We start from the raw sequence: 12,007 nt of genomic DNA, 5'->3' as shown, positions 1-12,007 counted from the left end.
AGTGACATATTTTCATGAAGGATTAATGTTACCAATAGCCCATGTTCGTCCTACAATAACTTTACACTGATCCTCAATATCATCTCGTACCCTATATGCATGTGTTTTCGACAAAAAAATGCTGCTCTCCAGTCCTTTATAGGTATGTGTCGTATTGTGTTGTGTCAAGCTACTTATCAGTTCTGGATTAATGGCTGATGTTAGCATTTTATTCGTAAGTTTCGAAAAAAATTTCCGGCAAAAACGGTGTCCCTCCTGTATACTTATCGTGCATGTTAATTGTCAATTAGCCATGGGAAGAGCTTTTAATGGTCACTATCCATCCGCAATTAATTGAAAAAGATGAACGGACTACCAATTTGGATTTAAGTAAGTATATTCCTAATATAAATACTTACTTAAATCCAAGGCCAACTATTTACTGGCTAGACTTTATTGGCTCTGTTTTTGCAACTAACCTTTTTATTTACATTTCTGTAAAAACCACATCTTTTTCGCCTCTGCAACTTATTTTCATTATTGCAGCCGCCATTTTTTTATATAGATCAACAGGATTTATACATGAGGCAGTGCATGTGGGAAAACAGATCTCATTTTTCCCGATAGCATTTAATATATTATTTGGATTTGTCCACAAACTACCCCTATATTCATATCATCCGCATAAATATCATCATCACACAAAAACATATGGCACAAGAAACGACCCTGAATATGAACTATTAAAAGGAACAGCTAGGTATCTTATTTTCATTCCTTTTTTTTCACAAATGGCATTTCCTCTGCTATTTTTAGTTAGGTTTGGGTTTTTTCCAATTTTACTGCCATTTATTGGCAAGAAGGGGCGTAACTATGTATATAGGTTTGCCTCCACAGCTGTCCTTAACTTACAATTTCAGCGCCCTTTACCAGACAAAAAAGAACGTACAGAATGGTATCAGCAAGACGCAGCGTGTTTTTTTTATAATTGTATTTTTTTTTACTTTATGGCCTCTGGCTACTGGCCTTGGAAAGTCCTTTATGTGTGGTACGGAATAACCTACCTTGCATCATTATTTAATTTTTACAGGACATTGTCAGTACATAATTACTATTCAAATTTCGAGAATACTAATTTCAAACAACAGATTCTAGACACAAATACCTATGAAGGTTCATGTGTTCTAGGATGGCTCTATCCTATAGGTACCCGATTTCACGCGCTTCACCATTTATTTCCCCAAATCCCTTATCATAATTTGGCAAAAATGCATCGATTAGTACTTAGCAATTTGCCAGATAATCATCCCTATAGAGAGACTATAGTCTCAAGTTTTATATCAGCGACTGAAAGATTACCTCATTAGATAAGTATTAATAATCGGAAATTTCTCCTAGTTTATATTGAAAATTATGGAACAGAGCGCATCTGTTATTTTAGTGTTTGCAACATGTGCTGCCTATCTTCGTCGGTAATTTTCATTCATTGAATTGACAGTCAACTTTATAATGTAATATTTACATTTAGTAATATGGTCCAATGGCCGGGTCGAGCCAAATAGGGCGTAAGGTTGCTTGCCGAAAAGCTGCCATTCGCTGAACTCAGGGGTCGAAAATTTCGCCAGTACCTTTATTGGCCGCTTTTGGCCGATCCCTAGCATTCAAGCACATAAAAATTCTTCCGCTACAACAGTGGCCTTGGGCTTGGAATCTCAAGCAGTTTTCAAATAAGAATCGGTGCCCGAATAGATTGAAATAAACATGCGGCTTTGAATGAACGAAAATAGATCGGCGAATTGAGCAATATCGGAGTATTCAGGTTGTATTAAACAATTTTGTTTAGTGGAGCCCCTTTGACGAATCGCCGAATTACATTGAACTGATCACCAAGCCAAAAGCGTCGACTTGGTTCCAATCGGTAAACTCGACAATCGCTGACGGATCAGTCGGCCCCTTGGTCACCCACATGATCAGGCGGATAATGGACCGATCAAATAAGCTGTAGCTGGGATAGTCGATTTTTCCGGCAAACACCGCCAGCTGCTTGGGCTTCCAGCGAATCTGTTTGAGAAATTTCTTCAGGTATGGATTGGTATCGGGCGTTTGCTTTTCCGGTTTTCGGGCGACCAGGTTGACCGAGAAAAAAGCGTTAGGCTTACTGTCCAAAATCGACTGGTTCTGTCTGCTGAAAGCCAGAATTTGAGGATCATGACGGCCATAGTGAATGCTGGCACCAATCACGATTTTATCGAAACTTCCCAATGCCACTCGATCAACATCTTGAATCGGGATCAGGGCAACTTGGTGTGACTGCTGTTCAATAACCGATTGCAATCTTTGGCAAATCTTTAGCGTTTGCCCATCGCGAGTTGAGTAGATGATCAGGATATTCGACATAGATTCTAAATCAAAACAATAGCTTTGCGTTATGCAACCGATTCTGGATAACTCGTAGGAAAGATATGCTTGCCAAATAACCAGTACAACTAAACTGGGCGCATAGCTCTGCACTGTGGAAAACCACTACATCCCCAAAATTGATTGCCTTGATTCTCGCCGTTTTTGGCTGTCCGCAATACCATTGGCTTTCCGCATTTCGGACAAGCATTTTCTGCCTGCTGCTGTTTTTGCTCGACAATATTTCTCACGTGTTTGACGTGCTCTACGTGCGTTTTAATCGACGGTTTAAGACGGCCAGATTCGAGTTTGCGGCAAATATCCGCGACTTCCGATTCTCTCAAAATCGGCTGCTGTTTGCTTTTTATGAAGCGAATATAACTTCCCGCATAAACCACGTTATCCGGCATGGGTGTTTGAAACTCACTATCGCCAATAAATACGACGACTGAAAACAACTGGTCTGGCGTCAATTCCAGAGCGGATTGTAATGTCTGCGTGTGTTTGTAATTTTGATGCAGCGGGTTTTGAAATTTATTGGTATGTCGATAAATTTTCTGCGTCCAAGTTTTCTGATGCTCGCCACCGAATATCCAGCCTTTTATATTCTTGGTTTCGATGACAAATACCCCATAGCGTGACACGATGACATGATCAATTTGTGTCGTGCCGCCGTCTTCGGTTCGCAGAGTGACATTTTTAAACAGCGTATAGATTTGTTTATCAAGCCGCAGTTTGGCGATCAAATTGACTTGAAATTCCCCCAACACACCCTTCATGAAAGGTGTTTTCAGGAAACCCAAAATCGCTAACAGCAGCCAAAACCACCAGTAATTACTAATGATTGGGCCGAGAGCTTGTATCAAAATTTGGTTAATATTCATTTAATGATCTGTGGCAGTCAGTTTGCCTAATCATAGTCTTAGTTTGCCGACTGACTCCATGCTCTTGTATCATTCGCGGCATTTACCCATCACTTGAAACTCAGCGCACATAGGGACACATGGCCAACAGCAATGAAGCGTTTTCACGTGCCATCATCGACGCCCAGCTCAAATCACAAGGTTGGAACATTCATGATTCGCTGTCAGTGCGCTTCGAATATGTACTGGAAAATGGCCGCGCCGACTATGTGCTGTGTGATCGGCATGGCCGTGCCATAGCCATCATCGAAGCCAAACGCTATGCGATCAGTCCCGGTGATGCGGCAGAACAAGCCAAAGGGTATGCTGAACAACTGAAAGTGCCGTACATTTTTCTCGCTAACGGCCAGGAAATTCTGTTTTGGGAATGGCAACGCGAGGCCTACCCGCATCCCATCAAAACCTTCTTTAGCCAGGGAGATCTGGAACGTCGCTTCGCCACCTACCAAGTCAGACAAGACATCACGGCGGTGGATATTGATAAGCACATTGCCGGGCGTGATTATCAGCTGGAATGTATCAACGCACTGTGTCACGAAATCAAACTGGGCCGCCGTAAACTTCTGGTAGAAATGGCAACCGGCACTGGCAAAACCCGTACCGCCGCAGCCTTCATTAAACGGCTGTTTCAAGCCAATGCCGCTACCCGCGTTCTGTTTCTGGTAGACCGCATCCCGTTGGCCAAGCAAACTGAAGATGCCTTTGCCGAATATCTGCCTGACTATCCCGCTTACGTACTACGTGCTGGCCGCCGCTTTCAAGACGAAAAGCAAATCACCATCACCACCTTGCAAAGCATGATCAATCTTTACGGTGATTAAGCCATCCAGCAATTGCGGGACAGTGTGAATACACCGTTCACAAAATGTAGATTTTTCTGAAAGCTTCTAAACCAAAGATGGCCGTCATCTGTAAAAGCCACCCATTTACCGCTCCCTCGAAAAAATACCTCGCTCATTGAACACCCCGTCAAAGTGCAAACCGTCCGAAAGGATTAACCGGAAACGGGGGACGAATCCCGCTTGTTGCCCCGTCGGGCTATCCGGTTAAATTCGATTTTAAAGGTTTATCTGATCTGCTTAAACGATATGACCTGCGCGCCATCCTTCAAGCCGTCCAGGCAACTTCATGCTTACTTTTTTATTACATGTTCAAGGTCTGACATCGCTTGGCTAATAAGCTCTAGGATGCACTCGGTAAACTTTTTTCTCTGTTGGGTTGATTCGGGCTCTGGCGAGATAGAAGACAGCAGAATACTCGAATCCATACCTCCTTCTTTCAAAGAAATTTTAATTTCGCCATCAAATGGGTGTTGCTCTGCAACTATTCCTATTATTTTCATGCCGCTATCATTGTATCCAGTACACTTACCACCATTTTCACACTTAAAATCAGTCGCTTTATATTTTTCCAGGCCATTGCCACCTATAAATATCTCCCCATAAGGAGGATAAACTATATCCCAATTCATGTGTTCAAAATTCATAATCGCAGGAACGAGTTTTAACGTTGGAGTAATTACGCTCTTATCCTTGAAATACAGGATGGAAAAAGAACCCATCAACACAACTGGGCTACCTGATAATGCTCTGAAATCCCTATATGCAGCTTGAAACTCAATCTCACAGGCAGAAATAACCCCTTGCTGAGTTATTTTGTTTGTTTTTATATAATTTTTCTGAATAACTCCATCGAAAACTGTTGAGTTAAGCTGTTCCAAACTACTTTGGGCAAAGGCATTGCTTGTTAAAATATAAAGCAATATCAATCTATTAAATTGGTTCATTCCATTTCTGCCGTTATTGTCATTTCTACTGAGGCCTTAATACTTGCCCTATAGGGCTGTCCCGTTAAATAGGATTATAACGGTTTAACTAACCTGCCTGAACGGCAAGACTTGTGCGCCAGCCTTCAAGCTATCCAGATAATCCGCCCAGCTTTGCATCATTTTGCGGCGCTCCGGCAAGTGTTGCGCCCGGTTGTAGGCGGCTTTAACCCGATTGCGTTCGGCATGAGCTAGCTGGCGCTCGATCATGTCGGAATGAAAGCCATGCTCGTGTAATAGCGTACTTGCGGTTGTTCTGAATCCGTGCGCGGTGTGCTGGCCTTGGTAACCCATGCGCCGGATGGCTGCGCCAATCGATTCGCGGCTGATATGTGGCTCATTGCCTTTTTTGCCCTGGTTGCTGGCGAAGACATAACGACTTGAGCCGGTTAGCGGCTGAATATCGCGCAACAAGGCAATGGCTTGTTTGCTGAGCGGGACGATATGCGCGTCTTTCATCTTCATTTTATCGGCGGCAATACGCCATTCGGCGGCGTCCAGGTCAAATTCCGTCCATTCGGCGGCGGCAAGGTTGGCCGGTCTGGCAAATATCAATGGTTGGAGTTGTAGAGCGGTTCTAACAACAAAATTTCCACCATAAGCATCTATATCCTTTAGCAATTCGGCTAATGATTTGGGTTCAGTAATGGCTGGAAAATGGCCGCGATTAGGTGACGGGAGCGCGCCGCGTAAATCGGCGGTTACGTCGCGTTCTGCGCGTCCCGTGGCGATACCGTAGCGGATTTGGCCGATGAATTGTTTGGTTCTGGCGGCGGTTTCCAGTGCGCCACGATCCACAATGCGGCGGAGGGTAGCCAACACCTCGACGGCGGATAAAACTTTTAAGGGCCTATTGCCAATCCAGGGGAAAACATCACGCTCGAAACATTGCTCGATGTGGGCATGATGGCTGGCGCTCCATTTTTCCGGTTGGCCTCCATAAATTCCTTGGCAACGGCGGCGAGGGTGTTTTCGGTACTGCCGGCTTTTTCGATCTTGCGGGTGATGGCGGGATCGATATTGTTGGCAATTTGCTTGCGGAATTCGTCGCGCTTATCTCTTGCTTGGCTGAGGCTGATTTCGGGGTAAGTGCCAAGTGACAGGGATTTCTCCTTACCCCCAAATCGGTACTTGAACCGCCACCACTTACCCCAACTTTCGCCTTGAGGCTGCACTAACAGGAAAAGGCCTTTCTCGTCCGACAGCTTGAAAGGCTTGCCGGCGCTGGCTTTCTCGTTTCTGTGGGCATTCTTGCATGCGGTGTCTGATAGCATTTGGGGGTAACTCCTGCATGGGATAAGTCAGTTACCCCAGATGTTACCCCCAGTTACCCCTGAATTTCAATACATCTGGCTGCATGTCGTTGGACAATAAAAAACCCGCTAAGCCAGATAACTTGCGGGTTTTTGATCTTCTTTGCATCTTGGTGGATGCTTAATTGGCGGAGAAAGAGGGATTCGAACCCTCGATACGTTGCCGTATACACACTTTCCAGGCGTGCGCCTTCGACCGCTCGGCCATCTCTCCTAATGTTCAGCTGGCTATTGTATAAGTTTCTTAGACTTAGCGCAATCGGCTACCTCGTTCTCGTTGCGCTCTCAAGAACAGCACTCACTCTTTTGTTGGATTGTGGCCACGTTAGTTGGGAGGCCGCTTTTTTTCCGCAGCAGTTTTGGCATTATGGATAGGAAGAGCGGCATATTTTCCCTACAAAACTGCAGGATCTCCTCGCGATCTGAGCAAGGGAGTCGGCGCTATTAAACGCAAATATCTCTGTCGTCAGCTTCGGGAAAGTCTATTGATACAAAAATCAATGTCCTATCAGGGTTTTTCTGTAAAAACTAAAGCGTACTGACGGCTTATAGCTTGATTCAGGCAGGTTGCGAGCAAGGTTAAGGCGATTCATAGCAGTATCTAAAAATTAAATATACATATGCCATTTAATCATTAATATGCTGGGCGATTGCGCTGGCATAATGAGTTCACTTATCGAATATTATGAAGTTTAAGGTGATTCTCTATGAATTTAATGTATACGGCCTCCGGTTTTGTCGTGGGTATGCTGGTCGGTGTGACTGGTGTTGGTGGTGGTTCGTTGATGACGCCGCTGCTGGTTTTTTTGTTTGGATTTAAACCAGCAGTCGCGGTAGGTACGGATTTACTGTACGCATCGATTACGAAAACCGCTGGGGTGTTTGTTCATCATGGCAAACACGGCTCGGTGGATTGGAAAATCGTCGGCTGGTTGGCCTTGGGTAGCTTGCCGTTCGCCAGCATCACGCTGTACGTGTTGAAAAATTTAATGGCGGTCGGAACGGAAGTGACCGGCGCGATTACGTTTACTCTTGGCGTTGCACTGTTACTGACGGCTTTTGCCTTGTTGGTGCGCAGTATTCTGTTGCGCAAAGCAGCCAAGACGGCGGCGATAGATGATGATCATAGTAATCAGGAAAACAGCGGCCGTTTTTCCCCGCGCTGGGAAAAAGTTGCCACGGTGTTTACCGGTGCGGTACTGGGAGTATTGGTTACATTATCCTCGGTTGGTGCCGGGGCTTTAGGGACTGTGGCTTTATTGTTTCTTTATCCAAAAATGACCACATTGAAAATTGTCGGTACCGATTTGGCGCATGCCATTCCGCTGACGGCGCTGGCTGGCTTGGGGCATTTGAGTTTGGGTAATTTTGATTTGGATTTGTTGATCAGCTTGTTGCTGGGCTCGGTGCCCGGCATTTGGATCGGTAGTCATTTGAGCGCCAAGATTCCGGAATATTTTCTGCGTCCGGTGTTGGCAACTTTGTTGTTGGTGATAGGCTTGAAGTTTGTAACGCAATAAGTTTTAACGGGCTTGACTTGAAAAAGCCGTTCTTGTCTAAGACAAGAACGGCTTTTTTGTCCGGCTATTTTGGCGCGCGTTTCCGCTCGTTTTCAGTCAATAAAATTTTACGTAGACGAATTGATTTAGGTGTTACTTCAACTAACTCATCATCACTGATAAATTCCAAGGCTTGTTCCAACGTCATTTTTTGAATTTTGGCACAGGACAAGCTATCGTCAGTACCCGCCGCACGGATGTTAGTTAATGGCTTGGGTTTGGTGGGGTTAACCACTAAATCGCTATTACGTGAATGGATACCTACCAATTGCCCTTCGTAGATTTCATCGCCATTAACCACTAACAACTCGCCGCGAGCTTGTAGTGGGTATAGGGAGTAATCGACCGCTTTACCTTTAGCCATGGAAATTAGCACGCCACGAATGCGATTACCCACCGCACCTTCTTTCACGGGGCCATAATGGTCGAAGACGTGATAGAACAAGCCCGATCCGGAGGTTGCGGTCAAAAACTCGGTTTGGAAGCCCAATAAGCCACGGGAAGGCACGATATATTCCAGACGGATACGGCCTTTACCATCCGGCACCATGTCTTTTAGGTCGCCTTTGCGCTCACCTAATTTTTCCATGATGGTGCCTTGATGCTGTTCCTCAACTTCAATCGTGACATTTTCATACGGTTCCGATTTAACCCCATCAATTTCTCTAATGATAACTTGGGGACGTGATACACCCAGCTCGAAACCTTCGCGGCGCATATTTTCGATCAACACCGATAAATGTAATTCACCACGGCCCGATACTTTAAATTTATCCGGGTCGTCGGTGGTTTCAACGCGTAGGGCTACATTGTGTTGTAACTCTTTTTGTAAGCGATCAAAAATTTGGCGGGTGGTGATGAATTTACCTTCTCTACCGGCAAATGGTGAGTTATTGACTTGGAAGGTCATGCTCACGGTCGGTTCATCGACCGATAGCGGCGGTAAAGCTACGACATTATTGGGGTCGCATAAAGTTTCCGAGATTTTTAAATTCTCAATCCCGCAGAAAGCGATGATGTCGCCCGCTTGCGCAGTTTCCACTTCAACGCGTTCCAGGCCATGGAAACCATAGAGTTTCAGCATGCGGCCACTGCGGTTTTTCCCTTCATTATCGACGATGGTTAACGGCATGTTACGCGTCACTTTGCCATGCTGAATACGGCCGATACCGATAACGCCCACATAGGAGTTGTAATCCAGGCTGATCACCTGCATTTGGAAGGGCGCATCGATTTCAACTGGCGGTGGTGCTACTTTATCGACAATCGTTTGGAACAGCGGGGTCATATCGCCGCCCGATACGTCGGCTTCCAGTCCGGCAAAACCGTTTAACGCAGAGGCATAAACAATCGGGAAATCCAATTGTTCATCGGTTGCGCCTAAGTTATCGAACAAATCAAAGGTTTGATCGACCACCCAATCAGGACGAGCGCCAGGGCGATCCACTTTGTTGATCACGACAATGGGTTTCAAGCCCAACGCGAAGGCCTTTTTAGTGACGAAACGAGTTTGCGGCATAGGGCCGTCGACCGCATCCACCAACAGCAAAACCGAATCAACCATCGATAAAACCCGCTCAACTTCGCCGCCGAAATCGGCATGGCCTGGGGTGTCGACGATGTTGATGTGATAGCCGTTCCAGTCAATCGCGGTATTTTTCGCCAGAATGGTAATGCCGCGCTCTTTTTCCAGCGCGTTAGAGTCCATCACTCGTTCGTCGACTTTGGTGTGAGCGTCGAAGGTACCGGATTGCTGTAAAAGTTGGTCGACTAAGGTGGTTTTACCGTGGTCGACGTGGGCGATGATCGCGATGTTTCTAAGTTTTTCTATCACAATAATTTACTTGATGATTTTTAAGGAACAGATAGGCTGGACGGTTAAGCCGACCAGCGAGATTTAGTTTTGGTTTACGCGCTGGCGCGGAGCCGATGACCGGGGATTAACTTTGTTGCCAAGGCAAGCCGTGAAAACGCCAGCCGCCAGAATTGCCGCGGTGCTTGTTTTCATCCAGCGGGCCTTCGAAGCCATCCAGAATGTTGATTAGATGTTCGTAGCCTGCCGCTTCCAAGGCTTTGGCGGCGTCTACAGAGCGTTGTCCGCTGCGGCACAACAGCAGAATCGGCGCGGTTTTATCCGGAGCATGTTGTTGCACTTGATCTACGAACCCCATGTTTAATTGCATGCCGGGAAATTCCTTCCAGGCCACATGAATTGCTTGCGGAGGGTGGCCGACAAAGCTGTGTTCGATGGCTGTCCTGACATCGATCAATATCGCCGCCGGATTAGTTTGTAATACAGCCCAGGATTGTTTGGGGTCGAGATTTTCTATCATTAATTTACCGCTTCATTTTCTTGCCCGATAAAACAGGCTTCGTTTCTATTGCCGAATCGCACATCGCCGAGTTTTGCGTATTCCTGGTAAAAAATCACGTTTAAGGGGCTAAACAGCCGCAATAATTCGTTGCTTGCCAGTAAGTAATCGGGATTGCTGGGGCCTTGTTGGTCAAGTTTGTTGCGGGTAAATGTTTGATAAAACAGCAGGCCGCCCGGTTTCAAGGCTGCCATTATCGCATTACACAGGGTTCGGTCAAGAAAACGACTGATGACAATCACATCGTAAGTCTGTTGCGGTAGGGTTTCGGCGTCGATAAAACATTGGTGGGTTGCAATATCAAGGTGTTTATTGACAGCTGTTTGCTGCAGAATTTGTAGGCCGACGGCGGAAATATCCCACGCGTCCACCTGCAAACCATATTCGGCGAGGAGTAGTGCGTTGCCGCCCAGCCCACAGGCCAAGTCCAGCGCTTTGCCATGCTTGGGTAGCAGGCATTGATGCTGGGTCAGCACCTCGGCAGGGGATGCCGGAGCGGAAGCATTTTGATATATGGCGTCCCACTTGTCTTGCAGGTCGCTCATGGGTTCATGCCGATCCGATGCGGCAGCCAAGCTTGAATAAACTCCAAAAACGACCGTACTTTGGCCGACAAATATTTTCGGTGTGGATAAACCGCATAAATTTCCAACGGCGAGATGGCGTATTGTTCCATTACCACTTGCAAGCGGCCTTGTTCGATGTCGCGGCCGACGATGTAGCGAGGCAGCATGATCAGGCCCAATCCGTTCACCGCAGCGTTGCGGATGGGGTCGGCCATGTTGGCCTGCATCCTGCCTGTGACGGTGACGGTGCGCTCTCCGAGAATGCCCTTGAAACGCCATTTGTTCCGAGGCGGAATTGCCCAGTTGATCAGACAGCTGTGATCTTCCAGGTCTTCCGGATCTTGTGGAGTGCCGTGCGACTTTAGATATTCCGGGGAGGCGCACACGACCAGCGACGAGCTCGCCAGCTTACGGGCTACCAAGCTGGTGTCGTTCAATTGACCTAAATAAATGGCTAAATCGACGCCTTCGTCGATCAAATCGACTTGCCCGCCTTTCAGCACCATTTCCACCGAGAGGTCGGGATAATTTTTTAGGTATTCGGTCAATCCCGGTGAAATATGGCTAGCACCGATGACTGGCGGCGCCAGAATTTTCAGGGTGCCGCGCGGTTCCGTTTGTAAGTGGGTGATTGCCGATTCCATCTCCGCCACATCCAGTAGAACCTGCTGGCAGCGTTCCAAATAGGCTTCGCCGGCTTCAGTCAGGCTTAAGCTGCGGGTCGTGCGATTGAACAAGCGTGTGTTCAGCTCGCTTTCCAATTGCATGATATGTTTGGTCGCCATGGCCCTGGAAATGTCGAGGTCCTTGGCGGCCCCGGCAAAGCTTCCGGCTTTGGCGACGCGGACAAAGACATTCATGCTGGTTAATTTGTCCATGTAATCTCCTGAAAAGTAAAAAATTCACCAAAAGGCGTTGACATTTTTATTGTTTCTTAATTGTATACAATTTATTTAATAAAAGCCTAATTGTAAACTTTTTTCTATCCTGTATAGTAGTTGGCAACTGATGAGCAAGCGCATGAGATTTTGTCAAGCACAAGATTTCAAAACAGAGAATTTGAGCACAATGAG

The 12,007-nt window shown here is 46.4% G+C and carries 12 protein-coding genes and 1 tRNA gene; 3 read left to right on the top strand and 10 right to left on the bottom strand.

What is annotated here, in order from left to right:
* Window positions 1-308: 308 nt before the first annotated feature.
* A complete protein-coding gene (locus tag EBA_RS22595; protein WP_192376837.1) occupies window positions 309-1,346 on the top strand; it encodes a fatty acid desaturase family protein in 1,038 nt (345 codons plus the stop codon).
* Window positions 1,347-1,848: 502 nt separating this feature from the next.
* Here EBA_RS22595 and hemG read toward each other — a convergent pair.
* Complete coding sequence (gene hemG, locus EBA_RS22590; protein WP_192376836.1) at window positions 1,849-2,376, bottom strand: menaquinone-dependent protoporphyrinogen IX dehydrogenase; 528 nt, start codon at window positions 2,374-2,376, stop codon at window positions 1,849-1,851.
* 89 nt (window positions 2,377-2,465) lie between these two features.
* Window positions 2,466-3,260, bottom strand: a complete 795-nt coding sequence (locus tag EBA_RS22585) for a nuclease-related domain-containing protein (protein ID WP_192376835.1) — start codon at window positions 3,258-3,260, stop codon at window positions 2,466-2,468.
* Window positions 3,261-3,379: 119 nt separating this feature from the next.
* Here EBA_RS22585 and EBA_RS22580 point away from each other — a divergent pair, with 119 nt between their 5' ends.
* A complete protein-coding gene (locus EBA_RS22580) occupies window positions 3,380-4,120 on the top strand; it encodes a DEAD/DEAH box helicase family protein (protein ID WP_192376834.1) in 741 nt (246 codons plus the stop codon).
* Between the two features lie 311 nt (window positions 4,121-4,431).
* On the opposite strand, the gene EBA_RS22575 is transcribed toward EBA_RS22580, so the two are convergent.
* The 4 genes from EBA_RS22575 to EBA_RS22560 all read right to left on the bottom strand — a co-directional run bounded on the left by EBA_RS22575 (window position 4,432) and on the right by EBA_RS22560 (window position 6,651).
* The gene (locus EBA_RS22575; protein ID WP_192376833.1) at window positions 4,432-5,085 is read right to left on the bottom strand and encodes a hypothetical protein; all 654 of its coding nucleotides are present in this window, start codon (window positions 5,083-5,085) and stop codon (window positions 4,432-4,434) included.
* Window positions 5,086-5,169: 84 nt separating this feature from the next.
* Complete coding sequence (locus tag EBA_RS22570) at window positions 5,170-6,021, bottom strand: tyrosine-type recombinase/integrase (RefSeq protein ID WP_407663603.1); 852 nt, start codon at window positions 6,019-6,021, stop codon at window positions 5,170-5,172.
* Window positions 5,967-6,398: an Arm DNA-binding domain-containing protein gene (locus EBA_RS22565; RefSeq protein ID WP_225616399.1), complete on the bottom strand. Its 432-nt coding sequence runs from the start codon at window positions 6,396-6,398 to the stop codon at window positions 5,967-5,969. Before EBA_RS22565 ends, EBA_RS22570 begins: the two co-directional genes overlap by 55 nt.
* Window positions 6,399-6,563: 165 nt before the next feature.
* Window positions 6,564-6,651: transfer RNA gene (locus tag EBA_RS22560), tRNA-Ser, on the bottom strand.
* A gap of 493 nt (window positions 6,652-7,144) precedes the next feature.
* Between EBA_RS22560 and EBA_RS22555 the strand changes: the two genes are divergently transcribed.
* Entirely contained in the window at window positions 7,145-7,957 is an 813-nt protein-coding gene (locus EBA_RS22555) for a sulfite exporter TauE/SafE family protein (RefSeq protein ID WP_192376832.1), read from the top strand.
* Window positions 7,958-8,021: 64 nt separating this feature from the next.
* On the opposite strand, the gene typA is transcribed toward EBA_RS22555, so the two are convergent.
* The 4 genes from typA to EBA_RS22535 all read right to left on the bottom strand — a co-directional run bounded on the left by typA (window position 8,022) and on the right by EBA_RS22535 (window position 11,812).
* The gene (typA, locus tag EBA_RS22550; RefSeq protein ID WP_192376831.1) at window positions 8,022-9,830 is read right to left on the bottom strand and encodes a translational GTPase TypA; all 1,809 of its coding nucleotides are present in this window, start codon (window positions 9,828-9,830) and stop codon (window positions 8,022-8,024) included.
* A 106-nt stretch (window positions 9,831-9,936) separates the two neighbouring features.
* Window positions 9,937-10,329, bottom strand: a complete 393-nt coding sequence (locus EBA_RS22545) for a rhodanese-like domain-containing protein (protein WP_192376830.1) — start codon at window positions 10,327-10,329, stop codon at window positions 9,937-9,939.
* The gene (locus EBA_RS22540) at window positions 10,329-10,913 is read right to left on the bottom strand and encodes a class I SAM-dependent methyltransferase (protein ID WP_192376829.1); all 585 of its coding nucleotides are present in this window, start codon (window positions 10,911-10,913) and stop codon (window positions 10,329-10,331) included. The genes EBA_RS22545 and EBA_RS22540 overlap by 1 nt, the downstream gene beginning before the upstream one ends.
* Complete coding sequence (locus EBA_RS22535) at window positions 10,910-11,812, bottom strand: LysR family transcriptional regulator (protein ID WP_192376828.1); 903 nt, start codon at window positions 11,810-11,812, stop codon at window positions 10,910-10,912. The genes EBA_RS22540 and EBA_RS22535 overlap by 4 nt, the downstream gene beginning before the upstream one ends.
* Window positions 11,813-12,007: the final 195 nt, after the last annotated feature.

The organism is Methylomonas albis, from assembly GCF_014850955.1.
In the GTDB taxonomy this organism is placed as follows: Bacteria; Pseudomonadota; Gammaproteobacteria; order Methylococcales; family Methylomonadaceae; genus Methylomonas; species Methylomonas albis.
The sequence above is the reverse complement of the archived record's forward strand: the minus strand, read 5'-3'. Positions and strand labels throughout refer to the sequence as shown.